Raw genomic sequence first — 26035 nt, 5'->3', positions numbered from 1 at the left:
ATTTGCCTTATTAATATCGATATGCATCAAAACGTGTATGTTAGAGAGGTAAGAAAAGTAAGCTAGGAATTTTGGCATAATTGCCTCTTGCTACTTGAAAGTCTGGACAGAAACCGCTACAATAGTGCCTGATCATATAGATCAATACGAACGTACTTATTCATGTTCGTCAACTGACGTGGCGGGCGTCAATATTTCAAAACAAGGAAGGATTTTCCTAAATGAAACTCAACGGTACACATAAATTCAAAGCTAATAGCGCACAGGTTTTCAATGCGATTCTCAATCCTGAAGTACTCAAAGCAAGCATCCCAGGTGCAAACGCGGTTCGTTACGTGGACCCCAACACCCTGTTTGTTGAGATCACCACAAGCCTGCCAGGTCTGCGTGGCCCATACGGTCTCAATCTGAATATTGTTCGCCGCCAGGATCCTAGCTACCTCGAACTGCAACTGGTTCGCAATGGTAAAGGTGGCTCAATCAACGCCCTCACTCAGGTCAGCCTGGTTGACGAGGCCGATGGTGCCCTGCTCACATACAATGGCAATGCCGAACTGGAAGGCCTCGTTGCTACAGCCAACAATCCAATCGGTCAGGGTATCTTCAAAAGCTCACTGAGCAACTTCTTCAAAAACCTGGAGAAAAACATCTAGTTTATCTCGCGCTTTCTCCATTTTGTAGAATGCAAAAAAGGGCACGCATCCACAAATGATGGATGCGTGCCCTTTGTATTTTTGTGGTAAAAAAGCGGACCAGGCTTCATGGGAAAGATGAGCCCGCTACGCGGGCGGGAGAGGGGGGAGGGAGACCAGGGCACAGCCCTGGAACCCAGTCAGGGGATTGCATCCCCTGCACCCCTGCATTCTCATCAACTTTGACAGAGCCCTAGCCTTCGGCCGTGGCTTCGGCATCAGGAGCTTGCAAGTTTGCTTTCAGGCACGAAAAAAACTGGCCAGTCAACTTCTCAGCCGTACTGTTCATCAGGCGTGCCCCGACACTGGCGATCGTTCCCCCGACCATCACATTTGCCTGCCAATCCATCTTTGTCTGGGTCGCGTCCACGACCGATAGATGCATTGTGCCCGAGAGATCCACGGTACTACCGGGAGCCTTGCCACGGGCTTTCACCACCATTTTCTCCGGCTCAACCATCTCGGGCCGGGTCATATCCATGGTAAACTTCGCCTTGACCGGCCCCATGCCAACCGCCACCACCGCTTTCCAATGTTCCGGCTCAATCACCTCCAGGCTCTGAAAACCAGGAGCGCAGGCCGCCACTTTATGTACATCGGCCAGATATGCCCAGACCTTCTCAATGGGCGCCGTAATTGTTTGCGAACCAGAAAATTCCATCAATAGCTACCTTTCGCAAAAAAAAATACTGAATGTGTGCATACTTCATCATATCATAAGCAAACACAAAACCACCGGCGAGTCCACGCTTATCTCATGGGTAGATTGACATCCTTCATTATCACAGCAATAATAAAAGTGGAGGATTTACATGAACAACGAAAACCGCAATACGATCTATCTTATCCGCCATGGAGAGAATCCCGCCAACCTTACCCATGATTTTTCATACAAAAAAGTAGATTATTCACTCACGCCCAAAGGCAGGCTACAGGCCCAACAGACGGCAGAGTTCTTTCAACATAAACAGATCGACGAAGTCTATGCATCACCCCTCAAGCGTGCTCAGGAGACCGCCCAGCCTATCGCCAGCCTCAAAAGGCTCCCGATAACCCTGGTCGAAAATTTCCGCGAGATCCACGTTGGCTCCCTGGAGGGACGCCCACCGACCGAAGAGAACTGGAACCTGCATAACCGCATCGTCCAGGACTGGGTGGATGGCAAGCATAGCAGCACATTCCCTGATGGCGAGAACTACATCTCCCTGATCGCCAGGATGCGCGCCGGACTTCACCAGGTCACCGCTGGCAAGAGCGGCAAGAAGATTGTCGTGGTCGGACATGGTGGTATCTTCACCAGAACGATCAAAGATATTTGTCCCGACCTGGATATGGCCGTACTCTTCGCCAGCGAAAATTATAATTGTTCCATCACCGAAATCGAGATACTCACCACAGACGAGCAGGTAATCGGTACCGTCACAACCTGGGCCTCATATGCCCACCTCTACGGAGAAGCCGCCAAAGTCGTTCCCGGCACCATGCTCATACATCCTGCCACCGAAACCGCCCGGTAAATTCAAAACATGCCTCCGATTTCTTTCCCTACGCTTCCGCTGGGATAAATCGGAGCCATGTTTTGAGTTTATGAAATGCGGCAGAAGACGGCTTTGAGGTAGGCGGTTTCGGGCATGGCGATGTTGATCGGATGGTCGAGACCGTGGGTGTAGGATTCCAGGACCTGGACAGTGCGGTTCAGGCGCTGGGCGCTGACCGAGATGGTGCCGAGGAGGTCGTCCATACCGATGACACCTGAACAGGAACAGGTGAGCAGGATACCACCTGGTTTGAGGACCTGCATGCCGAGATAGTTGAGGCGACGGTAGGCTTTGAGCGCATGGGTACGCACACCCTGCGTCTTGGCGAAAGCCGGTGGATCCAGCACGACCGCATCAAAGAGCTCACCTTCCTTCCAGGCGGCTTCAAGATACTCAAAGACATCACTGGTCACAAACTGATGCTCCTCGGGATCAAGACCGTTCAGGGTAAAGATCTGTTTGGCGGTATGAATGGCCGATCCAGAAACATCCACGCTGGTCGTCTGGGCCGCTGGCGTGTTGAGGGCCGAGTAGACCGAGAATCCACCGGTATAGCTAAAGCAGTTGAGGACACGCTTGCCACGGGTATATTTGCGCAGCGCCTCGCGTTTATCCCGCTGATCCAGGAAAAAGCCGGTCTTCTGACCCTCCCAGGGATCAACCAGGAAAGACACGCCGTTCTCGCGTATCTCGACCTGTTTGGGAACCTCGCCCGACACCACCTCTGGATCCTGCGCGAACAGGCCTTCACGGCGGCGGGACAGGCTATCACTACGCAGCAGAATACCAGCAGCCCCGGTCTCCTGTGCCAGAGCCTCAATCACCAGAGCGCGTAGCTGATCCATGCCCGCAGTGTGAATCTGAGCAACCAGGATATCCGCATAGCGATCAACCACCAGTCCTGGCAGGCCATCACCCTCAGAATTGATTAAGCGATAGGCATTGGTAACCGCAGGATCAAACGCTTCACGCAACTGCACAGCGCTGCGAATCCGGCGGCGCAAGAAATCGAGATCAATTGCCTCATCAACATCATGGGTCAGGATACGGATCGCGATATCGGTACTGGAATTATAATAGCCGCGCGCGATAAATTTGCCCGTGTCGGACTTCACGTCCAGAATACCGCCGTTCTCAACCCAATGCGGGGCTTGCTGGAGCGCCCCGAGAAGATCCACAGATGGCCACCCTGTAAACTCTCATCGCGACGAGGTTTCAGGCTGGTGCCAGGATAATGAATAGTAGACGCCATGCCACGTTACTCCTTGTATCTATAAGCCGCTTACTGCGGCGGAAAAGCAGGGGAAAAAAGCCCTTTTGTTTTTTGGTGTCGGCTTATTATCGCATAGAAGGGCAAGAACGCAAAAAAACCGAGGGAGCGCCGTTGCCAGCGCCCCTCGGTTTTACGAAATGAATGATTGCAGGATAATAAAGATGATGCTTCGTGTCTGTTCTATTGCTTTTGCAGGCGAATCGCAGCCACCAGTGGATCTGTGTGGTGCTCGGCCATCCGAATTTCTGCTTTACGCAGGTTGTTAGCACTATTAATCAACGCAATATGGGTGAAGGCCTGTGGATAGTTACCCAGCGCCATATTATTCTGGGAATCGATCTCCTCAGAGAACAACCCTAAGCGTCCAGCATGGGTCAATAAACGCTCGAACAGCGAACGAGCCTCATCCACACGTCCCTGCATGGACAGGTTATCAACTAACCAGAAAGTGCAGATAGCGAAGGTGCCTTCGGATCCTTCCAGGCCATCATCAGCGTGATAGCGATAGAGGAATCCATGCTCATCGGTCAACTGCTCGATCATCCGATCGACCGTCGAGCGCATACGTGGATCATCGGGAGCGATAAAGCCAACCAGCGGCAACAAGAGATTAGAGGCATCCAGCGTGCCATCGCCATACGACTGTGTGAACGCACCCAGGTTCGTGTCATAGCCATTCATCAAGATGTCCGCACGGATCTGGTCGCGCACAGCGATCCAGCGTGGCAGATCTGCTTCCAGGTTCATTTGCTCAGCGGCACGGATACCACGATCCAGAGCCACCCAGCACATTGCCTTGGAATAGACAAAATGACGCAGGCCACCACGCACCTCCCAGATACCACTATCAGGTTCCTGCCAATGGGAACAGACATGCTCCACCAGCATCCGCATCATGGACCACAAGGGACCATCCAGGGTCTCGCCGTAGCGCTCAAAGCCACCCTGGCGGCGGTACATGTGGATACAATCCAGTACCTCACCAAAGACATCCATCTGCTTCTGCTCGGCCGCACCATTCCCGATACGCACAGGACTCGAATTGCAGTATCCACTTAAATGATGGAGTTCAAATTCTGCCAGGTCACGCTCGCCGCGGATACCATACATAATCTGGAGATCTTCACCATTCGCATACGAGAGACGACGCAACCAATGGGTAAAGGCGCGTGCTTCTTCTGTAAAGCCCAAAACGTTAAAAGCATACAGGGTAAAGGTCGCATCACGTAACCAGGTAAAGCGATAATCCCAGTTGCGTACGCCACCCAGGTGCTCCGGCAAGGATGTCGTGGGTGCCGCCACAATCGCTCCCGTAGGAGCATAGGTCATCAACTTCAAAGCCAGCGCGCTACGCTCAACCCACTCGGCATAAGGACCATGGTAGCTGTTACCAGCGATCCATTTGCGCCAGGCGTGCAGCGTATGAGCCAGTTCAGCGTCAAAATTACGGGTTGGCAACTCTTCCTGTACCAGGCGACGAGCGGAACGAACCGTCCGGCCCATACCGACCGCGAACAACAGGCGCTCACCTTCACGCAACGTTACCTGAGCCACCACGGTCGCATGCGCCTCATCGGCTTCTTTGATTACCTGGACCGAATACGAAGGCAGTAAACCAGCACCCACGATCGACAGAGCCACATGCTGCTGACCACTGGTAATCAAAGCACCCAGATGATCAGGAACAAGCTCAACATCACTGGCATCACCAGCATAGTTTGGCGTTACTTTCAGCCGCATGGTCACCGACATCTCACCGTGCATGCATTCAACGATACGCACCATGCAGTGACAGGAACCATCATCACGGGTCCAGGTATTGTTGTTCATAGCCTTATACGGCCATGCACTCAGCGTCTCAACCGGCATAAAGTCCGTGAGCACGACCTCGCCCGAGATGCTCGCAAAGCGCGTCTGCAAAACATTGCTTCCACGTAGATAACGCTGAGAACCAGGAATATTTCCTTCGGTCGGAGTGATCTGGAAGAAACCACCCGTTCAGCATCCAACAAACGACAAAAGATGGCCGGGCTATCAAAGTCCGGTAGACATCCCCAGTCTACTGACCCGTCCGGCGATACGAGTACCGCCGAATGGCAATCGCCAATGACGCCATACGAATTAATCGGCAGATATGTGCGATTGAGTTCGTTTTTCCCAACCATTACACAGTACTTCTCTCTTTAAAAACTGTTTGGTACAACAACCTTAGAAAAACCTTAGAATTTATTTAGAAAAACCTTATAGTTAGTACAATTCCCTTATAACAAAGAAAAACGCAATAGCTAAGGGAATGGTAACAGTATTTTGAAGGAATTTCTTTTTCTAATCTTTATGGTTTTTTAAGGCACTTACAGAGGCTCACATTTCTGGTGCGCCTGGCTTGTTTGCTGCTTTCCCTCTGGACATCGGTAGCCCATATATGCTACGTTACCCTGGTAGGTTACAACGTCGGTCCCTACTGGGAAGCCAAACTATCAATGCTTTAAGGTCAGCTATTCTTAGTATAAAGGGCAGGCATACATGCAAGTACTACAACAAGTCATGCGACATCCCGCGGGTAGAATCGGGGTCACCCTTGGGCTTACATTCGGTTTGATTGCCACCTTAATGGGTAAAGCCGGTAAAGCGCTGTTGTTCGCTGGATTCTGCCGCTTTCTGGCGGGAAAGATGAAATTCCCACGCTAATTCGCCTTTGGGTTATGCTCACACAACGCATCGCGACACCGGTCGCGTAGGTTCGTGGCTTGCCCACGATTTTCTCGGCTCACACCAACGCATCGCGACACCGCTCGCGTAGGTTCGTGGCTTGCCCACGATTTTCTCGGCTCACACCAACGCATCGTGATAAAGCGAATGGTAGCGTGAAGCGAGATAATCGACCGCGAGGGTCGAACCTACAAGCGAAATAACGAGGGCAGCGCTGATTGGATATTCAGCGCTGCCATTTGTCTTCACTATAACATAGTTTACAAGAGCTAGCTAGCTACGTAGCCATTGTGCTACTTCGGGTGCGAAGTAGGTAATAATCATATCGGCACCGGCACGACGGATACTGGTCATGATCTCCATGACGACGCGTTGCTCGTCGATCCAGCCGTTCTGGGCTGCGGCCTTGACCATTGAGTACTCCCCACTGACGTTATAAGCGATCACAGGCAGGTCGCAATGGTCACGCACCTGGCGAATAACGTCCAGGTAGGAGAGCGCTGGCTTGACCATGACCATATCGGCTCCCTCACTGATATCCTGCTCAAGCTCGCGCAGAGCCTCGCGCACGTTGGCTGGATCCATCTGATAGGCGCGACGATCACCGAACTGGGGCGTCGAACCGGCGGCCTCACGGAAAGGTCCATAAAAGCCCGAAGCATATTTGACCGAGTAGGACATTATGGGGGTCTGGTTGTATCCACGCTCGTCGAGAAGCCGCCGAATAGCGGCCACACGACCATCCATCATATCTGAAGGTGCCACAATATCCGCGCCAGCTTCGACATGTGAAAGCGCCATTTGGGCTAGCAAATTCAGTGATTCGTCATTCTGGACCGTGCCGTTGTGGATGACGCCACAGTGGCCATGGCTGGTATACTCACACAGGCAGACATCAGTAATGATCAAAGTATCGGGTGTCTCCACCTTCAAGCGGCGAATCGCCTCCTGGATTACTCCATGTTCAGCATACGCCTGTGAGCCCACTTCGTCCTTCTCATTGGGAATACCAAACAGCAGAACGGCCGGTACACCAAGGTCCGCCACGCGTTTCACTTCGCCACCGATCTGATCCAGTGGCCATTGCATCACACCGGGCATTGAAGAGATCTCGCGTGGTTCGGTCAGGCCTTCAGCCACAAAGACCGGATAGATCAGTTGATCGACACGCAGATGCGTCTCACGCACCAGACTGCGGATCTTCTCATTCTGGCGTAGCCGGCGCAGGCGTACATGAGGGAAAGTATTCATCTTCATTTATTCCTCGTAACTATGACACAACTGCGCCCAGGCTGGCAGAAGCCGCGCGGACCGTCTCCTCAAGCATGGCATCCTCAAGAGCGAGCGAGATAAAGCAGGACTCAAATTGGGATGGGGGAAGATAGATACCCTTCTCCAGCATACTCCAGAAGTAACGTGCAAACAGCGCCGTGTCTGAGCGCTTCGCAACAGTATAATTAACAACCGGCTCACGGTTAAAGTACAGGCAGAACATCGCTCCGATGCGCACAAAGCTGGCCTCGATCTGGTGATCCTGGAGTGCTTTCGTGAAACCTTCTTCCAATAGCTGACCCTTACGCTCAAGCTCCTGATATTGTCCAGGCTTGCGTAGCTCGTTCAGGGTCGCGATACCAGCGGCCATAGCCAGGGGATTACCTGAGAGCGTACCAGCCTGATACATGGATCCCAGAGGAGCAACCTGCGCCATAATCTCGCGCCGGCCACCATAGGCACCCACCGGCAGGCCACCACCGATGATCTTGCCAAAGCAGGTCAGGTCTGGCGTAATCTGTACGCGCTCCTGCATCCCGCCGAGTGCCACCCGGAAACCAGTCATCACCTCATCAAAGATCAGGACCGCATGGTGGCGTTCGGTCAACTCGCGCAAGGACTCCAGGAAGCCTGGAGCCGGCGGTACGAGTCCCATGTTGGCGGCGATCGGCTCTACGATTACGGCCGCGATATCATCAGGATAGGTCGCAAACAACTGCTCAACGGCCGCCGTATCGTTATATTCAGCGGTCAGCGTATCCTGCGTTGTCTGCTCCGGTACCCCGGGACTATCCGGCAGGCCCATCGTAGCTACACCAGAGCCAGCCTGGACCAGCAACATGTCAGCGTGTCCATGGTAGCAACCGCTGAACTTGATAATCTTGTTACGGCCAGTATAGGCGCGGGCCAGGCGCAGGGCACTCATGGTAGCTTCGGTACCCGAGTTGACGAAACGGATCATCTCAACCGAAGGCACCGACTCGATCACCATCCGGGCCAGGACACTCTCGGCCTCGGTGGGAGCACCAAAGCTAAAGCCACGCTGACTGGCGGCGACCACGGCTTCAAGCACGGCAGGATACGTGTGGCCCAGGATCATCGGACCCCAGGACTGCACATAATCCAGGTAGCGGTGGCCATCTACATCATAGAGATGGGCTCCCTCGGCGCGCTCAATAAAAACGGGATCACCACCCACGCCGCGAAAAGCCCGCACAGGACTATTCACGCCGCCTGGGAGCAATTGTTGCGCCTCCGCAAACAGCTCCTGTGAGCGTGCCAGCGAAAACGTGTCAGAATGTGTTTTCTGCATAAAAGTTATCCCTCAATCTGCTACGCGCCAAGCGACTCCAGAATCTGCTCAAATGGCTCAGCCACACAGGTATACATCGGCGTATCACGCAAGGTATACATACTGGCCTCGGTCTCACGCAACTCCTGAACCAGATCCAGGAAATCCTGAATATTATCGGTCTCAAAGGCCACCACAAACTCCTGGTCGTCGATACCAAAGGAATAGGTCGTGTTCAGCGAGACACTCGGATAGGTGAGTCCGACGCGGATATGCTCGCCCATCATGCGCTTGCGATCTTCCATCGGCAAGGCATACCAGGCACGCGTCTTGATGAAAGGATAGACGAACAGATACTTGCGATCCTCAGGGGTAATTACCAGGCGAGGATCATGGGCACCGCGTGCGTTTTTGCCGACATAGACCGAGCGCTTGGTCATCGACAACATCGAACGCTCCTCACGCAGGTAAGGTCCCATGCTACTGCGGCGCAACATGCTGGTGAAACGGCGCAGATTATCCACATCATAGGTCGCCTGCCAGATCATAAAATCGACATCTGAGCGCAGACCATAAAGCGAGAAGCTGCGGATCAGTTCATCATCGGCCGCATAGTCAGCATAGAGTTGTTTGAGTTCCTGCTTGCCTTTCGCACGCACATCCTCAGGCAACAACTGCCACTGTGGATCCAATTTATAGAAGCTAAAGCGCACCAGCTGGCGCGGCTGTTTCGGTTTAGGTTGTGCCACCGCAGGTCGGGCCTCGCTCTGTGGAACGTCATTGCCTGCGATTGAAGTTACTTGATCTGCCATTATTTCTTTTCCTCATATACTACTATTGCATCGACCAGACCCTCGATAGTAAACTCGCTCGCCTCGATATCAACCTTGAGGCCAAGCTCACGAGCAGTCTGTGATGTAATGGGACCAATACTTGCCAGCAGTGCCTGCTGCCGCACCAGCTTGAGTAAGGACTCGGGAGCGTCAGGGGCACAGCTTTGTAACCAGGAGACAAAATTGCGTACGGTTGAAGAACTGGTAAAGGTTAAAATATCGAGCTCGCCCTGCTGGAGCTGGCGCAGAATCTCACGGCCGCGCTCATCGTCCCGCGCCACGGTCCGGGTGTAGTACGCGGGCACCTCATCCACCAGCGCCCCGGCCTCGCGTAGCTCAAGCGGAAGAATCTTACGCGCCTCGGCCGCCCGGGCCAGCAGGATCCGCTGTCCCTCTAGCGACACACCACGCTCCTGTGCATCACGTATCAAAGCACTGATCACGCCCTCGGCGATATACTCATCGGGAACCAGATCGGCATGCACCCCATATTCAGCCAGAGCCGCTGCGGTCGCGGGTCCGATCGTGGCGATAAGCACGTTGCGCAACGCAGCCGGATCATAACCGAGCGTGCGCAGACGCTGCATACAGATATGCACCCCGTTGGCGCTGGTCAGCACCAACCAATCATAGCCCGCATCAGGCGCAGCATACAGGCGACCCAGCACAGCATCCAGCTCCGTCCAATCCGTGGGAGGCACGATATGGATAGTTGGAAACTCGATCGGCACGGCACCCAGGGTACGCAGGCGCTCGCTGAGCGCGCTGGCCTGCTCACGCGTACGCGTCACCAGCACTCGCTTGCCAGCCAGAGTAGCCACAGAATTGTTAGACATTGAAGCTGCTCCCGATCCCGGGGCAGTGTCAGCTCCTGGATAATCTCCTGCGCCCCTGGACCAGAGCCGACTCGGCCAGCGAGACACCCAGCTGATCAGCTTCTGCCAGCGTAGAGTGCTCATTCCAGGAAATAGCCTGCTGCACCCGAATGCGTCGCTGGCCATCCAGGCTGGCGACGATACCTGATATCGCAAGAGTCTGATCACTGATCGCACTATGGGCCGCCACCGGTAGATAACAGCCAGCTCCCAGGCGACGCATAAACATTCGCTCGGCAGTGGTGGTCGCCTCAACCTCAGCATCCCTGAGAGGGGCCAGCAGTTCCAGGATGCGATCATCGGCGCGGCATTCCAGAGCCAGCGCACCCTGACCGGGAGCCGGCAACATCATCTCAACTGCAAATACGTCAGGCGCTCAGCCAGTTGCTCACGCAGACCTAAGCGATGCAGGCCAGCCGACGCCAGCACAATACCATCATACTCACCGGCATCCAGCTTACGCAGGCGCGTATCCACATTCCCACGCAAAGAGAGGATCTGCGCCTCAGGCGCAAAGTCGCGCAGTTGAGCAGTACGGCGCAGGCTACAGGTACCGATGCGCAGGGCAGCTGGCGAAAAATGCGCGGCATCAACCGGCTGCAAACGGCGATCAACAATCTGAAACGGCTCACGCGACACAAACACATCCCGCACGTCTTCGCGTGGTCCGACAATCACCAGCCGCAGATCGTCCGGCTGGACCGTTGGCAGATCTTTAAGACTATGGACACCGAGGTCGATCTGGCCCTCATGCAGAGCCCGCTCATCTCAGTAACGAAGATTCCATCTGTACCAATTTGAGACAGAGGAACATTGGTTACCACGATCACCGGTCGTCCGAATTTGTTCAACAACAATGTCAAGATTTGGCCACTGCTGGCGTAATCGTTGGACAATCCACTGGGTCTGGGTCATGGCGAGCTTGCTGGCTCGCGTTCCTATTGTCAATCGCATCATTATTCTCTTCTAAATCAAACAGATAGCGCATAGCTTCAGCATAGATATGCCCCTGACCAACCGCAGCGGCATCTTTTAAACGTAGCATTGGAGTAATGTAATAATTTATTCATCAAGCGATTCGTCAGTTCCTGCACCGCCGCCATCTCACGCTCAGAAAGACTAGGAGAAAGCTGACGCATGGTGCGTGCCAGTTGCGTTCGCTTGACGCATACATGGTTCGCCGCTTTAATCGCGCATGTCGCTATCGTATCCACTACACCAGCGAGCTTCGCAGCGCTCAAAAGTCGACCTCTTGCGAAATTTGCTGCACATGCTCGACCTCTAATAAGCGTAGTTGTATACCTCGCTCGACCTCAGATTGTAATCATCGACATTATATAAAGTGGATATCCGCCATATCTCCAACCGCAGGAATCGATATCACGCGGCAAGGCAAGATCGATAAACAAGAGAGACCGACCCTCGCGCTGCCGCATAATAGGTTCCATAATCTCTGGAGTAATAATAGCGTGGGGTGCTTTAGTAGAGCTAATCAACCACATCAGCATCCAGCAAAGCCTCGGAAAGCTCTTGAAAAGGACGCAAGGTTGCCTGGAGAGAGGCCGCCAGTTCCATGGCATTGGCATGGGTTCGATTGACGATCACAATCTGCTGAGCCCCATTATCTTTTAAATTACGGGCCGCCAGTTCACTCATCTTACCCGAACCGATCAACAGGACATTGGACTGACGAAAATCTGGCAACAGGTGACGCGCCAGTTGGACCGCGACGTGGCTTAATGAGGCCGCATTGCGACTGATCCCCGTCTCACTGCGAGCCCGCTTCCCCGCTACCACCGCCGCTCGAAACAACGCAGAAGTCACCGGGCCAGCATAACCACTCCCCTGCGCAATCTCTAATGCATCCACCACCTGACCCTGAATCTGCGGCTCACCTGGAACCAGAGAATACAGGCCACTGGCTACACCAAAGAGATGCGCCGTCGCCCGCTCATCGAGAAAACAAAAACAGTGTGACTCAAGTTCCGCTAATGGAACCTGTCGCGTCTCGCTCAGAACACGCAACAGGTCCAGACGCCCCTGGACCGCATCCGTGCAGACAGCATACAGCTCAACGCGATTACAGGTAGAAAGAAAAACGCATTCGCTCGCTACCTCTCGGGTCGCCTGAAGCTGCTGGGGAATATAACGCGCAGAACAAGCGAGGCGCTCACGCAATGCAATAGGGGCCGTAGTATGATCGACGCCAACAACAATGATATGCATGCAAACCTCATAAACCTCTAAATAATTTCTAGTCTATAGAGATTTTAGCGTTTTTTTTGGGTTAGTCAAGGCTGAAGTTCCCGATATCTTATCAGGAGAACACCCTATATATCCTGGTACATCTTGAAACAGCTCACGGAATCTCACAGGCAAGCAGCTAAATTTCAGAGCGACCGGTACTAGTACTTATCCATGGCAGAGGCAATCAGGCGGCTGCAGCCAATAAAATTACCCATTCTCCATTCAGTGGACATCAAGATAGGTGCATAGGGTGACAGAGAGGGAAAAAAAATGAGCATGCCTCCTGTGGTACGCGCTCGGGCTGATGGCCTCTTACTTCCATCCTATGCTCCCTCGTTCATCCACAAAATTGGTCCTGACCCACGTTATTATCCTATAAGGATAGGCAAAAACAGTATTCCTATCCCCCATATTTCCCACTATCACCGAAAACTATTAACAAAGATCCCTTTTCTCAGATATGCTTAACAGTAATATGCTACAATATCCTATCTTCTCTTAAAAAAAATACTATACTATTCTATTTAGTACAGACCCTGATTCAACGCTAAAAAAGATGAGGGGGCCAGCACAACAAAGGTGAGATATAATGCTTTTCTGCCCTAAATGTCATACGGAGCTACCCGACCAGGCCCGCACATGTCATAACTGCGGTTTTCATCCGATCGATGCCACCCATATCGTGGCCACAGCTACCCGCGAACAGGATCAACCTGCCACCACGCCTCCCCCTCAAAATGTATCACAATCTCTACATACTTATACAAATCAAGAGAGCTCTTTATTTCCACCTACCCCCACAAGGCGTCCCTTAAATCCTCCACAGCGTCCCGCCAGAAACGCCGGCCCGGCCAGCCAGCCACTCCGTCGACCGGGATTTAAAACGGCGGCGCAGCTCGATGAACACGTGCATATGGCCGAGCAACCTGACCGGGCACAAGAACCTGCCAAAAAATTAACCCTGACCCAACGCTATAGCGCCGACCAGCCTACCTCTATGGTCGCCGCCGCACCCAATCCAACGTCTAATCCCGGACTCCCAGTCAGGACAGAAACACCAATCAGGTTGAAGACAGTAGATAACGCGCTGATCCCAGCAGCCCAGGCCCGGGCGATCCAGAATATTCTGCGTCCCGCCTACATTGCCAGTACCAACTCGGTCATCCAGACACGCCGCAAAGCCAGACCTATCCAGCACAGAGATTTCTGGATCTTCTTTGCTGTCATCGTCGGCCTGATTGGTCTGCTATGCATCTATATATTTGCATCCTATCACGGACCCAGAAGTATCCTGCCACATCAGCAGACCCGCATCATCACGCTGGCAATAAACCACATCCGGCTACACATGTAGCAAGCGGTATGTAAGAGAGCAGGAAAAAGTTGTATGATGAAGGATACATCTATCAACATATTTTGTTGACGGCCCGGGTAAGCATCAGCTGAAAAAGATTCTGTGTAAGAACTGATACGGGAACCGTCATACAGGAGCAAACTATCCATGATTCATCTTGATCCACGTTTTACTGCTCTCATCAGCGTCCTGTTTATTGGAATGGGACTCTACAATTTGTATGTGGGATTGAAGCGGCTACGAGCATCGCAGGCCCGAGGCTATAACCTGGTCTGGTATAAGCAGGTTGGCATCCTGACCGGCATTGAATATAGCCTGCTCGGTATCGTACTGCTACTCAATCTGGGTATCTCAACCGGCTCTTTTCCAGATTCGCTGGCTGTAATCATTGTGCCACTCTACACCGTCGTCCTGGTCCTGGCCGCAGCGGTCCTCGTATTGATCTTGCTCCAGGGTATTGCTGCTTCTCGCCGCCGCTCAACGAAGGCGACAACCGCACCGACCGTCCAGCAGGATGCGACAGATAATCCAGTCAGGGAACGAACTCCGGAAGAACAGGCCGCGCAGGACCGCCGTCGGCGCGAACGACGCAAAAAGGCCGCTGCCGCCAGGCGCCGCCAATCTGGCCGCGCATAAATCGGACTGGAGTGACCAGCTACAACCAGTTTTCACACAAATTTCGTGCACGTTCTCCTCGTATGCATGCTCGTCTCAGTTAGTAAGCATGCATCTAAATCCCGCCTCTGAAACGTGATCATACAAAGAGACCCGAAACTTATTGAAAAAAGTCATCGCAGCCTTATGCGATGAGGCCACTCTTTTTTTTGGGGATTCCACCTATATGTTTCTATACAAAAAATTATTGAAGATATAGGTTACTTTACACATTCAACATTTTTCTCTCTATACTACTCTGGAGCGCCCAAACTAAATGGAGGATTGGCATATGTCTGATTCAAATCAGATTACCACTGCATCCTTACTCAAGGATATCAGGCAAGAATTTGGCTTCATTCCTCCTTTTTTCAATGCAGTCAAGACAAATACATCCTTGCTGCATTCGCTATGGAGGCATACACGTGCCGCATATATCGAAAATCCGTTGCCAGCCTTGTTTAAGGAGAAACTTTTTCTCTACCTTTCGTATGTCTGCCGCATCCCGTATGACTTACACTATCACTGCGTGCGCTTACATACTACCTATGGTCTGAACGAAAACGACATCCTGGCATTACTGACGATGCCTGTGCCAACCACGCAAGAAATTACCCAACAGATCAAACAGTTACAGAGTATAGCCGGACGCTTCGATGCCTGGCCACCCAAAGATGCGACGCTGGAGATGCGCTTCTTTTCCTGTGTAGCGTATCTGTTCACCCAGAAACAAAAAGCGGCCTACTGTCGTAAAGAGCTACAGCGTCTGCTGGGTAGGCACTACATCTTTTTGACTGCCTTACTCAACTACATCTATGCCTGTCATAGTTGGATACAAGCAGATGCCGAAGCAGGAAAAGCGGAAGACAGGCAGGATATCAGTAGCTTTATCAAGCATTTTGGTGAAGGATCACAGCTCCATACATTACTCAAGGAGCAAGCGCTACAGATTAAGCGCGAGCAACAGCAGGCAGAGCAGAATCGGACGACCGAGGCCGAAACGATCAGCCCACAACTGATGCAGGAAATCAACCAGCGCATCAGTGATTTCCTGGGTATTACGGCCCACGAGCTGAAAACGCCGATCACCACTATCAAAGGCACAATCCAGATTTTGTTGCGCACCACCAAACGCGAAATACAAAAGACGGGTATTACGCTGGAGGAATATAAAAACACCATCGAGTCCTTACAGCGCCTACTCATCAGGGCAGACAACCAGGTACGCCGCCTGACCCACCTGATCAATGATATCGTCTACATCTCACGCATTCAGGATCAGCGACTGGATCTCAAGCTTGAGCGCCACAATTTGACCGTAATCATCCAGGAGGCCGTCAATCAGCAGTCCCAGTTGTTTCCCAGCAGAACCATCAAGTTTGCTGAACAGCAGGACGAACTGATTGTATTACTGGATCGCGATCATATTGAACAGGTAATCACAAATTATCTGTCGAATGCCCTCAAATATAGCGCCAACGACAAGCCGGTCGAAGTTGAGATCAGACCCGAGGATACTAAAATACACGTACTGGTACGGGACTATGGGCCGGGCATCGCCGAAGTGGATCAGGAGCATATCTGGGAGCGTTTCTATCGCGTCCAGCGGACCGAAGTTGTCAGTGGCTCAGCGATCGGCTTTGGCATTGGACTGTATATCAGTCGCTCGATCATTGAAAAACACGGAGGGAGCGTAGGTCTGAAGAGTAATCCAGGTGAAGGCTCTACCTTCTGGTTTACCCTGAATAACCAGGATGAATCGGCTTCCACACAGGATTAGTGTTATAGCGGGCAGCGCTACTCTTCGTGTTAGCACTGCCCGCCATAATACTGATTATGCCTACGCGTGATGAGCTTCTGGCCCGGCCTGCCGCCAGGCTGCCTCAATACACTGCCTCAGTAGCAGGACATTTGTTAAAGGTCCCACGCCACCGGGCACTGGCGTGAGCGCGCCAGCCACGTCTTGAACGCTAGCGAAATCGACATCTCCGACCATTCCCCCTTCCGGTAAGGAATTGATCCCGACATCAATCACCGTAGCGCCAGGGCGCACCATCTCGGCCGTCACCATCCTGGCCCGACCGACCGCCGCCACCAGGACATCCGCCTGACGGGTAAAAGAGGCCAGATCGGGCGTGCGGGAATGACAGATCGTGACCGTGGCATGCTGCTGCAACAACAGTAAGGAGAGTGGCTTCCCAACCACATTACTGCGTCCCAGCACCACCACATGCTTACCCGCCAGTTCTATCTCGCTACGTTTCAGGATTTCAATCACCGCCGCCGCTGTTGATGGTTGAAAACCCGGTAATCCCAGCACAAGGTTACCCGCGCTGACCGGACTGATGCCATCGATATCTTTCTCGGGCGCAATCGCATTGATAACCAGGTCCTGTGGCAGATGAGCGGGCAATGGCATCTGCACAATAATGCCATGGACGCGAGGATCCTGATTCAAGCGAAGCAGTAAGTCCGACAATTCCTGGGCGCTCGTCTGCTCAGGCAGCAGTTCTAAACGTGCCTCAACCCCAAGCTCACGCGAAATCTTCAAGATAGCCTTACTATAAAAGCCAGACGCCGCATCGCCCTCTACACGCACAATCACGAGTCCGGGCGCATGGCCATGGGTATCCTGATAGCGCTGGACATCGGTGCGCAACTCGGTCTTTATGGTAGCGCTCAGCGTACGGCCATTCAACAGTGTTGCGCTCATGCTTTCCCCCCTACAATCACGACAACCTCCTGGCCAGCCGCCGAAATGGCATCCAGGCCAGCATTCAGGCGCTTATTCAAGGCACTGACCCGCTCGGCATCCTTCATCGAATTCAGATTTGTGCGTACCATCCAGGCCGCGCCGGTACCAGCGGCCGAGGCCATCATAGCAGCCGTCGCGATATCGCTCAGGACATTCTTATTGCCAATCTCGGCGATGCGCTGACAATGCCGAACCAGTTCAGCCGCGCGTTCAACCATCTCAAGCGGCACCAGCGCAGCCACCACCAGTCCCTCTTGAATCGCCTGTGTACGGGCCGCCTTCTCCTCAGCAGTCCCACGTGGCAACTTAAAACAAGCTGAGAGTTTTCCATACGCGTCTATATCAGCCTGCATCAACGCCTGAAAGCGGGCGCGCAACTGCTCAGTCTGCGCCAGAATCAATTCAATTTCAGGATGGACGGCGGCATAATCAGCTTTACTCAGTGTCAGGCGCGAAACCATACAGGCCAGAGCCGAACCCATGGCCCCACTCATAGCCGCAGTAGAACCGCCGCCAGGAGTAGACTTCGCCGAAGCCAGATCATCAAGATAGGTTTGTAACGGTTTATCCAGATACATATTCCACACTTCCGATTTCAATGTTCAAGTATTCTGTTCAAGCCTGACAGAACACGCATATATTCTATGGTATACCCTTTTGGATATGGCAGCTATCCTACAAAGCTGAGTGATGAGCTTATGCCCATGTGTCGTGTTGAGGATACTGCAATATTGCATTCTAGCACCCGGGCCAGACATGCGTCGAGTGAGCAGCATAAAAATGAGCCTCTTCCAGCACGATGGCGAAAGAGGCTCAGGAACATAGTGAGCGGAGGATCAAGCTTTATGGTTTAAAATCGCTACCTGCGACCAATCACCAAAGGAGAGGCCATCTGCATTCACGGATACGCCACGCAGCCAGGCCGGCAGCAGGGCCGCTAACCGTGGATGATCAAGGGGTACGATTACAGCCTGGGACAGTAGCTGCTGTTCCGCCTGCTGATACAGAGCCAGCCGGTCGGATCCAGTTTTACTTTCGGCACGGGCCAGCAACTGGTCATAAGCAGCATTATGCCACTGCGAGACATTCTGGTCTGACGAGGACAGGAATCTGCTCGCGAACAGATACGGGTCAGCGACCGTGCTTTGCCAGGAGGCGAAGCCAAACTGCACGCTATGACTGTCTACCGCCTGCTGATACGCCTGATCTTCCAGTGGACGCAGATTCACCTGGATACCCAGATTCTTTTTCCAGGCGCTCTGCAGAGCATCCGTGATGGTTGGCGAGACCTGAGAAGTCGGATAGGTAAAGGTAATAGTCGGCAGCTGTTTGACATCGGGATACGCCGCTTTAAGTAAGGTTCTGGCTTTGGCCGCATTGAACGTATCTGGCTGAGCCTGATAACCCGGTACAGCCGATGGTAGCAGCGTCTCCGCTGGCGAGACCGCATCATGCAATACCGTCAAAGCAAAGGCTTTTTTATCCAGTGCATGCGCGAACGCCTGTCGTAGTTCCAGCTTATCGAATGGAGCCTTACTGGTATCAAAGAAAAAAGCATCGGTCTGCAACTTATCAGGCCGTAAAAAACCCTTCAGCTTTGCCGCCGGCAACTGATCCTGTAGTGACAGATCCCACACCAGATCATAGCGGCCCGCGCGATTGGCGGTATAAGCAACCCGACTATCGTTAACAAAATAGACATTGACCTGTTTAAGGATGGGCCGGGCGCCAGCATAGTGTGGACTCGGAACCAGCGTCATCTTCACATCCGGTGTCACATCTTTCAGCACAAAAGGTCCGCTACCGAGTCCCTGCGTAGCGGCCGTCGCAGGCCATAGCTGCTCGCCATAGGATGATATCAGTTTCTGATTGACCGGAAAAAAGAGCGGATTGGCCAGTGCGGCCAGAAAATAAGGAGCAGGTTTCGTCAGGCGTACCTGCAACGTATGCTCATCGCTGGCATGAACGCCAGCCAGCGTTTTAGCCTGGCCGCTATGCAATTCACGGGCACCCTCAATTGCATACATCAATGTAGAAATTTGCGCAGAAGTATTGGCAGGCCGAGCAGCGCGGGTCCAGGAATCCACATAGGAGCGAGCCGTAACCGCTGAGCCATCACCGAAGGTCACATCTGGCTTTAAATGAAAAGTATATTGCTTCTGATCAGCGGAAATCGTCCAGGTCGCCTGATTGGGTACCGGTTGCAGATGATCGTCAGTGCGCACGAGTCCGCTATAGAGCATATTAAAGAGTATTTTCGAACTGGCAGTCAGTTCCGTGGCTGGATCAAAGGATGGAACATTGGTAGTACCGATCAGTGGAATCGTCAGGACCTGCTCGGAGGCCAATGTTGGCTGGCCGTTAGTGAGCGTTATCGTTCCGCTGGCCGCCCCACCGCAGGAAGTCAATAGTAGTAGTGTCGTACAGAGCATAAGTAGCGCGGCGCTCAGACGCCGTACACATATATATGGGGAACGATAATACATTCCTGGCCCTCTCTTTATATGACCTTATTTATTATGCAAGTCAATGAACGATAGAGTAGTTATCACCGACCATTATAGCGGACGTTGCCAGTAAAAACAAAGAGGAGCCTGAAAAGTCATGTATGGAAAAAACTCAACGGACGGGGGGCCCACGGAAACCTTGTTACAAACAAAAAAGACCTTCCCCGCAAAGGGAAAGCCTCATAATGTTTTTCAACAACTGCAATACCGTTTATCCTCAATTTTGCCGAGCGCCTCTGCCAGCCGATGAGCTGAAGCCGAGTGCACTCACGCGAGTGTCCACGATGAAGATACTGATGTGAAACAAGCCGTACGATCATTAGGGCGACTTCGCTACGCCTGTTACCAGGTGTCCACGTGTCGTCTATCTACCAGGTCGTCTTCCTGGGATCTTGATCACACGAAGTGATGGGAAAACTCGTCTTGGGTGCGGCTTCGCGCTTAGATGCCTTCAGCGCTTATCCCTTCTCGACATAGCTATCCAGCTCTGGCCCGGGCAGGCCAACTGGCACACCAGCGGTCGAGCCATCTCGGTCCTCTCGTACTGGAGATGACGCCCCTCAATTTTCCTACGCCCACGACGGATAGAGACCGAACTGTCTCGCGACGTTCTGAACCCAGCTCGCGTGCCGCTTTCATGGGCGAACAGCCCAACCCTTGGACCTACTCCAGCCCCAGGATGCGACGAGCCGACATCGAGGTGCCAAACCTTGCCGTCGATATGAACTCTTGGGCAAGATAAGCCTGTTATCCCCGGGGTAGCTTTTATCCGTTGAGCCACACTCCTTCCACTCGGGAATGTGGGATCACTAAGCCCGACTTTCGTCCCTGCTCGACCTGTCCGTCTTGCAGTCAAGCTCCCTTCTGCCTTTGCACTCTTACGGGTGATGTCCATCCACCCTGAGGGAACCTTTGGGCGCCTCCGTTACTCTTTGGGAGGCGACCGCCCCAGTCAAACTACCCGCCTGATCTTGTCTACGTCCCGGATCACGGTGACGTATGAGAAACAAACCGCAACGAGAGTGGTATTTCACTGCTGTCTCCCCTACCCCCACAGGGATAGGTTCTCCGACTCCCACCTATGCTACGCACGCTTCAACTCGTTTCCAGGTCAAGGTGTAGTAAAGCTCCACGGGGTCTTTTTGTCCTGTCGTGGGTAACCCGTATCTTCACGGGTACTTCAATTTCGCCGAGTCCTCTGTCGAGACAGCGCTCAACTCGTTACTCCTTTCGTGCGGGTCGGAACTTACCCGACAAGGAATTTCGCTACCTTAGGACCGTTATAGTTACGGCCGCCGTTCACCGGGGCTTAGATTCGCAGCTACGAACACCGCTCCTCGTAACCTTCCGGCACTGGGCAGGAGTCAGCCCCTATACTTCCGCTTTCGCGTTCGCAGAGACCTGTGTTTTTGGTAAACAGTCGGTTGAGCCAATTTCTTGCAACCCCCTCACGCTCCTGACACGTCAAGTTCGCTACTAGGGCACCCCTTCTTCCGAAGGTACGGGGTTAATTTGCCGAGTTCCTTAACAGAGGGTCGCTCGATCACCTGGGGAGATTTCCCCCTGCCTACCAGTGTCGGTTTGCGGTACGGGCGGAGAAGCATTCTGGCGAGAGGCTTTTCTCGGCGGCGTAGGGGCCAATGACTTCCGCGGACTGACGTCCGCTCGCTGCACGTGTCATGCACAGGAAACCGGGATTTTCCTCGGTTTCGCACTTCGCCGTACAGACCCATCCTGTCCAATCGATGGGCTCACCTTCCTTACCGCGTCCCCCCATTGCTCATAACAAATGTCTCCGGTGCAGGAATGTCCAACCTGCTTGCCATCGCCTACGACTATAACGTCCTCGGCTTAGGACCCGACTCACCCTGGGACGATTGACGGTGCCCAGGAACCCTCAGGCATTCGGTGTGTCTGGTTATCACAGACATGACGCTACTCATTCCGGCATTCTCACTTCTCTTCGCTCCACCAGTCCTCACGGTCTGGCTTCTCTGCTTGAGAACGCTCCCCTACCAACCCTATCAAATGATAGAGTTCCATGGCTTCGGTATGATGCTTGAGCCTCGATACGTTGTCGGTGCCACTACACTCGACCAGTGAGCTATTACGCACTCTTTAAATGATGGCTGCTTCTAAGCCAACATCCTGGCTGTTTGGGCGTACTGACTCCCTTTTACACTAAGCATCAATTTTGAGACCTTAGCCGATGGTCTGGGCTGTTTCCCTTTTGACGACGAAGCTTAGCCCCCGCCGTCTCACTTGCATGCATGCTGTCCTGGCATTCGGAGTTTGGTTGAGTTTGGTAACCAGCACGTGGCCCCTAGCTCATTCAGTGCTCTACCTCCAGGATAGTGTTTCATACAGCTGTACCTCAATACATTTCGGGGAGAACCAGCTATCTCCGTGTTCGATTGGAATTTCTCCCCTATCCACAAGTCATCCCCCAGTTTTGCAACACTGGTGGTTCGAGCCTCGACGGACTGTCACATCCGCTTCACTCTGCTCATGGATAGCTCACACGGTTTCGGGTCGCATCGCCGCAACATTCGCCTTGTTCAGACTCGGTTGCCCTGGGGCTCCCCAGCTTTATCGCTGGTTAACCAGGCTACGACGATGCACTCGCCGGATCATTCTACAAAAGGCACGCCATCAGCCCTTAGTTCCTCATGGAACAGTGGCCTCTGACTGCTGGTGAGTACGTGGTTTCAGGGTCTCTTTCATCCCCCTCTCGGGGTGCTTTTCACCTTTCCCTCACGGTACTTGTTCGCTATCGGTCGCTAAAGATGTGTAGCCTTGGAGGGTGGTCCCCCCAGCTTCCCACAAGGTTTCACGTGCCTCGTGGTACTCAGGATACTGGCCTATTCGAGCTTTCCGTCCTCTACGGGACTGTCACCCGCTCTGGTCACGCTTTCCAACGTGTTCAAGTAAAATGCTCTCCTGTGTTGCCAGTCCTACAACCCGATCATCTCGAAAGATGGTCGGTTTGGGCTCCTCCCGGTTCGCTCGCCACTACTACGGGAATCTCGGTTGATTTCTTTTCGTCGAGTTACTGAGATGTTTCAGTTCACCCGCTGCCCCCCGTCACTGCCTATGTGTTCAGCAGGCGGTCTCCAGACATCACTCTGGAGGAGTTGCCTCATTCGGAATCTCGGGTTCATCGCTTGCATGCAGCTCCCCCCGAACGTTTCGCCGGTCTCCGCGTCCTTCTTCGGTCTTTAGCGCCAAGGCATCCACCTCGTACTCTGTGTAGCTTGTTCTCTTCTCTTCATCATGTGTGTTCTGTGAATGCTTGATCTCTTGATTTTTTTCGCAAAAAATTTGCGATCCTCTGCTTCAACTCTGGCTGACATAAATCGCTCAGCAAAATTGAAGATAAACAGTATTCAGTTGTCAAGGTGCGATGCTGGCAGGCCACACACCGGAGCGTGTGTCTGTTGACCCCAACATCTGGAGAGTGGAAACCAGTCCAACGGCTGGCACAAATGCGTTCTTGTCCTGTTCGACCTGGAAGTGGATATCATATGTGTCAGAAAATCTCCTGACGGATATCCAAGCTCCCTAGAAAGGAGGTGATCCAGCCGCACCTTCCGGTACGGCTACCTTGTTACGACTTCACCCCAATCACTGACCCCACCCTCGACGCTTGCCTCTCTTGCGAGTTAGCCCAGCGGCTTCAAGTGTTGCCAACTTTCGTGGTGTGACGGGCGGTGTGTACAAGACCCGGGAACGTATTCACCGTAGTGTGCTGACCTACGGTTACTAGCAACTCCAACTTCATGGAGGCGGGTTGCAGCCTCCAATCTGAACTGAGGCCAGGTTTGACGAGATTGGCTCCCTCTCGCGAGTTCGCGACTCTTTGTCCTGACCATTGTAGCGTGTGTGTCGCCCAAAGCGTAAGGGCCGTGCTGACTTGACGTCATCCCCGCCTTCCTCCATTTTAAAATGGCAGTTTCGCTAGAGAAATTCAACTAACGACAGGGGTTGCGCTCGTTGCGGGACTTAACCCAACATCTCACGACACGAGCTGACGACAGCCATGCAGCACCTGTGGATCCGCCCCGAAGGGACAGCCAGTTACGGCTGGTGCAAATCCATGTCAAGCCTTGGTAAGGTTCTTCGCGTTGCATCGAATTAAACCACACGCTCCGCTGCTTGTGCGGGTCCCCGTCAATTCCTTTGAGTTTTAATCTTGCGACCGTACTCCCCAGGCGGACCACTTCTTGTGTTAACTGCGACACTGAGGGGTCGATACCCCCAACGTCTAGTGGTCATCGTTTACGGCTAGGACTACCAGGGTATCTAATCCTGTTCGCTCCCCTAGCTTTCGCACCTGAGCGTCAGATGCTTCCCAGGACACTGCCTTCGCCATCGGTGTTCTCCGGATATCTACGCATTTCACCACTCCACCCGGAATTCCGTGTCCCTCTGAAGCCCTCAAGTCAGACAGTATCCGAAGTACTTCGTCGGTTGAGCCGACGACTGTCACTCCAGACTAATCTGACCGCCTGCGTGCGCTTTACGCCCAATAAATCCGGACAACGCTTGCCCCCTACGTATTACCGCGGCTGCTGGCACGTAGTTAGCCGGGGCTGATTCCTCTGGTACCGTCCGTTCTCGTCCCAGAGAAAAGCAGTTTACGATCCGAAAACCTTCATCCTGCACGCGGCGTTGCTCGTTCAGGGTTGCCCCCATTGACGAAAATTCCTCACTGCTGCCCCCGTAGGAGTCTGGGCCGTTCTCAATCCCAGTGTGGCTGATCGTCCTCTCAGACCAGCTATCGATCGTCGTCTTGGTAAGCCATTACCTCACCAACTAACTAATCGAGCGCAGGCTCATCCTCAGGCGCCCTTGCGAGCTTTGCTCTTGCGAGCCTATGCGGTATTGTCGGCGATTTCTCGCCGGTATTCCTCACCTGATGGTAGATTGCCCACGTGTTACTCACCGTCCGCCACTCCCTGCTTGCGCAGAGCGTTCGACTTGCATGTGTTAGGCACGCCGCCAGCGTTTATCCTGAGCCAGGATCAAACTCGCCATCCAATTTTTTATATAACAGCTACTCAACGAGTAACTATTCATTGCATGTGAAGTTGCGATCAAGGCCAAGTCTTACAACATTGGCTGTAATTGTTCGCAGATTATTGTTGTGATCACCGAACCCCTAAGAGTCCGGGATCGAATTGACAGGAAACTAGAAACGATTCATGTTGTTCCAGTTGCTGTTCTGCTTTCCACTCTTCAGTTGTCAAGGTACCAGACGAAACGTGTGTTTCGTCATTCAACAAGCGTCTGTGTTTTTTTCGTTTGCTTGTCTCATGTAGCTGTAGTATCGCAGATTTGTTGTGCTTTGTCAAGCGTTTTCCGGACCACTTTTTCAGGTCCGCCGAAATCTCGTTGTTCTGACTCGTCAGAGCCAGAAGACATGCACTATCCTGCGAAAAAGGGCACAGCCTTCCTTTTCTCAATACTTCATTGGGAAGACGCAGGAGATCAGCGATCTCGGGGAGAGCCACCTTAGCGTGGCACAACGGATGCGAAGGGACAGGAGCACCCGGGCTCATTGAAGCCAGGTGATTGTCGTCTTTCTGCAGCTCGATGATTATGCCATAAGCATTATGATCCTGTCAAGCGTTTTGCACCACTCACCCAAAAGTACGTTCACGTAGGTAGCAAAGACTCCAATAAGGACAAAGTTCTCTTCGCGACACATCCGTTTTGCTCGGCATAGCCGTCTTATAAAGAAGAGAGCAAACACCAACCACGAAGATAGATAAGGGATAAAGAATGACGGCAGCCATCACACCATCAATTCATTTGACACAAGTTTATGATATCCTCATCGATACCTATGGCGAAATGCGCAATGATCCTGACTATGATCCGCTGGGCGGGCTCATCGGAACAATCCTCTCGCAACATACATCCGACATCAATTCCGGACGAGCCTATCGTCAGCTCGTCGATACCTACGCCACCTGGGAAGAAGTACGAGATGCGCCCACCAATAAAGTGGCCGACGCCATCCGCTCCGGTGG

The 26035-nt window shown here is 52.9% G+C and carries 21 protein-coding genes, 2 rRNA genes and 2 pseudogenes; 6 read left to right on the top strand and 19 right to left on the bottom strand.

Annotated features, from left to right (window positions below; genetic code table 11):
• The first annotated feature begins 221 nt into the window (after positions 1–221).
• Entirely contained in the window at positions 222–653 is a 432-nt protein-coding gene (locus KDW_RS27395) for an SRPBCC family protein (RefSeq protein WP_151759111.1), read from the top strand.
• A 232-nt stretch (positions 654–885) separates the two neighbouring features.
• Here the strand turns inward: KDW_RS27395 and KDW_RS27390 are convergent, their stop codons facing one another.
• Complete coding sequence (locus KDW_RS27390) at positions 886–1353, bottom strand: SRPBCC family protein (RefSeq protein ID WP_151759110.1); 468 nt, start codon at positions 1351–1353, stop codon at positions 886–888.
• A 151-nt stretch (positions 1354–1504) separates the two neighbouring features.
• Here KDW_RS27390 and KDW_RS27385 point away from each other — a divergent pair, with 151 nt between their 5' ends.
• Entirely contained in the window at positions 1505–2209 is a 705-nt protein-coding gene (locus tag KDW_RS27385; protein ID WP_151759109.1) for a histidine phosphatase family protein, read from the top strand.
• Positions 2210–2277: 68 nt separating this feature from the next.
• On the opposite strand, the gene KDW_RS27380 is transcribed toward KDW_RS27385, so the two are convergent.
• From KDW_RS27380 to hemA, 13 genes and pseudogenes are all read right to left on the bottom strand, one after another.
• On the bottom strand, positions 2278–3408 hold the full coding sequence (locus KDW_RS27380) for a class I SAM-dependent rRNA methyltransferase (RefSeq protein ID WP_151759108.1): 1131 nt from the start codon (positions 3406–3408) through the stop codon (positions 2278–2280).
• A gap of 275 nt (positions 3409–3683) precedes the next feature.
• Positions 3684–5423: a glycoside hydrolase family 15 protein gene (locus KDW_RS34380; RefSeq protein WP_371876284.1), complete on the bottom strand. Its 1740-nt coding sequence runs from the start codon at positions 5421–5423 to the stop codon at positions 3684–3686.
• Positions 5354–5668: a trehalase-like domain-containing protein gene (locus KDW_RS36215; protein WP_371876283.1), complete on the bottom strand. Its 315-nt coding sequence runs from the start codon at positions 5666–5668 to the stop codon at positions 5354–5356. The genes KDW_RS34380 and KDW_RS36215 overlap by 70 nt, the downstream gene beginning before the upstream one ends.
• Positions 5669–6485: 817 nt before the next feature.
• The gene (gene hemB, locus KDW_RS27370; protein ID WP_151759107.1) at positions 6486–7463 is read right to left on the bottom strand and encodes a porphobilinogen synthase; all 978 of its coding nucleotides are present in this window, start codon (positions 7461–7463) and stop codon (positions 6486–6488) included.
• Positions 7464–7482: 19 nt separating this feature from the next.
• Positions 7483–8796 carry a glutamate-1-semialdehyde 2,1-aminomutase gene (gene hemL, locus KDW_RS27365; RefSeq protein WP_151759106.1) on the bottom strand — a complete coding sequence of 438 codons (1314 nt, stop codon included), beginning with the start codon at positions 8794–8796 and terminating at the stop codon, positions 7483–7485.
• A 20-nt stretch (positions 8797–8816) separates the two neighbouring features.
• The gene (locus KDW_RS27360; RefSeq protein ID WP_151759105.1) at positions 8817–9587 is read right to left on the bottom strand and encodes a chlorite dismutase family protein; all 771 of its coding nucleotides are present in this window, start codon (positions 9585–9587) and stop codon (positions 8817–8819) included.
• Positions 9587–10444, bottom strand: coding sequence for a uroporphyrinogen-III synthase (locus KDW_RS27355; RefSeq protein ID WP_162005657.1), 858 nt, complete (start codon positions 10442–10444; stop codon positions 9587–9589). Before KDW_RS27355 ends, KDW_RS27360 begins: the two co-directional genes overlap by 1 nt.
• 28 nt (positions 10445–10472) lie before the next feature.
• Entirely contained in the window at positions 10473–10835 is a 363-nt protein-coding gene (locus KDW_RS33245) for a hypothetical protein (protein WP_198925603.1), read from the bottom strand.
• Positions 10832–11398: pseudogene (locus KDW_RS33240) on the bottom strand (hypothetical protein). Before KDW_RS33240 ends, KDW_RS33245 begins: the two are co-directional and overlap by 4 nt.
• The gene (locus KDW_RS34370) at positions 11343–11528 is read right to left on the bottom strand and encodes a hypothetical protein (protein WP_233098028.1); all 186 of its coding nucleotides are present in this window, start codon (positions 11526–11528) and stop codon (positions 11343–11345) included. The pseudogene KDW_RS33240 and the gene KDW_RS34370 overlap by 56 nt, the downstream one beginning before the upstream one ends.
• Complete coding sequence (locus KDW_RS27345; RefSeq protein ID WP_371876288.1) at positions 11476–11697, bottom strand: glutamyl-tRNA reductase; 222 nt, start codon at positions 11695–11697, stop codon at positions 11476–11478. The genes KDW_RS34370 and KDW_RS27345 overlap by 53 nt, the downstream gene beginning before the upstream one ends.
• A 99-nt stretch (positions 11698–11796) precedes the next feature.
• The gene (locus tag KDW_RS36210; protein WP_371876282.1) at positions 11797–11919 is read right to left on the bottom strand and encodes a hypothetical protein; all 123 of its coding nucleotides are present in this window, start codon (positions 11917–11919) and stop codon (positions 11797–11799) included.
• Between the two features lie 52 nt (positions 11920–11971).
• Positions 11972–12709, bottom strand: coding sequence for a glutamyl-tRNA reductase (hemA, locus tag KDW_RS27335; protein ID WP_151759101.1), 738 nt, complete (start codon positions 12707–12709; stop codon positions 11972–11974).
• Positions 12710–13319: 610 nt separating this feature from the next.
• On the opposite strand from hemA, the gene KDW_RS27330 reads away from it, so the two are divergent.
• From KDW_RS27330 to KDW_RS27320, 3 genes are all read left to right on the top strand, one after another.
• Complete coding sequence (locus KDW_RS27330; RefSeq protein WP_151759100.1) at positions 13320–14084, top strand: zinc ribbon domain-containing protein; 765 nt, start codon at positions 13320–13322, stop codon at positions 14082–14084.
• A gap of 147 nt (positions 14085–14231) precedes the next feature.
• The gene (locus KDW_RS27325; protein ID WP_151759099.1) at positions 14232–14720 is read left to right on the top strand and encodes a hypothetical protein; all 489 of its coding nucleotides are present in this window, start codon (positions 14232–14234) and stop codon (positions 14718–14720) included.
• A gap of 310 nt (positions 14721–15030) precedes the next feature.
• Complete coding sequence (locus KDW_RS27320) at positions 15031–16518, top strand: sensor histidine kinase (RefSeq protein ID WP_162005654.1); 1488 nt, start codon at positions 15031–15033, stop codon at positions 16516–16518.
• Between the two features lie 60 nt (positions 16519–16578).
• Here KDW_RS27320 and KDW_RS27315 read toward each other — a convergent pair whose 3' ends face one another.
• The 5 genes from KDW_RS27315 to KDW_RS27295 form a co-directional block, all read right to left on the bottom strand.
• Positions 16579–17451, bottom strand: a complete 873-nt coding sequence (locus tag KDW_RS27315) for a bifunctional 5,10-methylenetetrahydrofolate dehydrogenase/5,10-methenyltetrahydrofolate cyclohydrolase (protein WP_151759097.1) — start codon at positions 17449–17451, stop codon at positions 16579–16581.
• Positions 17448–18071, bottom strand: a complete 624-nt coding sequence (locus KDW_RS27310; protein ID WP_151759096.1) for a cyclodeaminase/cyclohydrolase family protein — start codon at positions 18069–18071, stop codon at positions 17448–17450. Before KDW_RS27310 ends, KDW_RS27315 begins: the two co-directional genes overlap by 4 nt.
• 258 nt (positions 18072–18329) lie before the next feature.
• Complete coding sequence (locus tag KDW_RS27305) at positions 18330–19979, bottom strand: peptide ABC transporter substrate-binding protein (RefSeq protein WP_151759095.1); 1650 nt, start codon at positions 19977–19979, stop codon at positions 18330–18332.
• A gap of 320 nt (positions 19980–20299) precedes the next feature.
• A 23S ribosomal RNA gene (locus KDW_RS27300) occupies positions 20300–23260 on the bottom strand.
• A gap of 305 nt (positions 23261–23565) precedes the next feature.
• Positions 23566–25040: ribosomal RNA gene (locus KDW_RS27295) — 16S ribosomal RNA — on the bottom strand.
• The 16S and 23S rRNA genes sit together here, the layout of an rRNA operon.
• 744 nt (positions 25041–25784) lie before the next feature.
• On the opposite strand from KDW_RS27295, the pseudogene KDW_RS27290 reads away from it, so the two are divergent.
• Positions 25785–26035 (top strand): annotated as a pseudogene (locus KDW_RS27290) (endonuclease III domain-containing protein); the annotation flags it as partial.

The sequence above is a fragment of the Dictyobacter vulcani genome (genome assembly GCF_008974265.1).
Lineage (GTDB): Bacteria > Chloroflexota > Ktedonobacteria > Ktedonobacterales > Ktedonobacteraceae > Dictyobacter > Dictyobacter vulcani.
The sequence above is the reverse complement of the archived record's forward strand: the minus strand, read 5'-3'. Positions and strand labels throughout refer to the sequence as shown.

Bases quoted from the DNA above. Each gene is read 5' to 3' on its own strand.
- KDW_RS27320 (WP_162005654.1), top strand. From the start codon at position 15,031: ATGTCTGATTCAAATCAGATTACCACTGCATCCTTACTCAAGGATATC.
- KDW_RS27315 (WP_151759097.1), bottom strand. From the start codon at position 17,451: ATGAGCGCAACACTGTTGAATGGCCGTACGCTGAGCGCTACCATAAAG.
- KDW_RS27330 (WP_151759100.1), top strand. From the start codon at position 13,320: ATGCTTTTCTGCCCTAAATGTCATACGGAGCTACCCGACCAGGCCCGC.
- hemA (WP_151759101.1), bottom strand. From the start codon at position 12,709: ATGCATATCATTGTTGTTGGCGTCGATCATACTACGGCCCCTATTGCA.
- KDW_RS36210 (WP_371876282.1), bottom strand. From the start codon at position 11,919: ATGCGGCAGCGCGAGGGTCGGTCTCTCTTGTTTATCGATCTTGCCTTG.
- hemL (WP_151759106.1), bottom strand. From the start codon at position 8,796: ATGCAGAAAACACATTCTGACACGTTTTCGCTGGCACGCTCACAGGAG.
- KDW_RS27305 (WP_151759095.1), bottom strand. From the start codon at position 19,979: ATGTATTATCGTTCCCCATATATATGTGTACGGCGTCTGAGCGCCGCG.
- hemB (WP_151759107.1), bottom strand. From the start codon at position 7,463: ATGAATACTTTCCCTCATGTACGCCTGCGCCGGCTACGCCAGAATGAG.
- KDW_RS27355 (WP_162005657.1), bottom strand. From the start codon at position 10,444: ATGTCTAACAATTCTGTGGCTACTCTGGCTGGCAAGCGAGTGCTGGTG.
- KDW_RS27360 (WP_151759105.1), bottom strand. From the start codon at position 9,587: ATGGCAGATCAAGTAACTTCAATCGCAGGCAATGACGTTCCACAGAGC.
- KDW_RS27325 (WP_151759099.1), top strand. From the start codon at position 14,232: ATGATTCATCTTGATCCACGTTTTACTGCTCTCATCAGCGTCCTGTTT.
- KDW_RS36215 (WP_371876283.1), bottom strand. From the start codon at position 5,668: ATGGTTGGGAAAAACGAACTCAATCGCACATATCTGCCGATTAATTCG.
- KDW_RS33245 (WP_198925603.1), bottom strand. From the start codon at position 10,835: ATGATGTTGCCGGCTCCCGGTCAGGGTGCGCTGGCTCTGGAATGCCGC.
- KDW_RS27310 (WP_151759096.1), bottom strand. From the start codon at position 18,071: ATGTATCTGGATAAACCGTTACAAACCTATCTTGATGATCTGGCTTCG.
- KDW_RS34370 (WP_233098028.1), bottom strand. From the start codon at position 11,528: ATGCTACGTTTAAAAGATGCCGCTGCGGTTGGTCAGGGGCATATCTAT.
- KDW_RS27385 (WP_151759109.1), top strand. From the start codon at position 1,505: ATGAACAACGAAAACCGCAATACGATCTATCTTATCCGCCATGGAGAG.
- KDW_RS27395 (WP_151759111.1), top strand. From the start codon at position 222: ATGAAACTCAACGGTACACATAAATTCAAAGCTAATAGCGCACAGGTT.
- KDW_RS27390 (WP_151759110.1), bottom strand. From the start codon at position 1,353: ATGGAATTTTCTGGTTCGCAAACAATTACGGCGCCCATTGAGAAGGTC.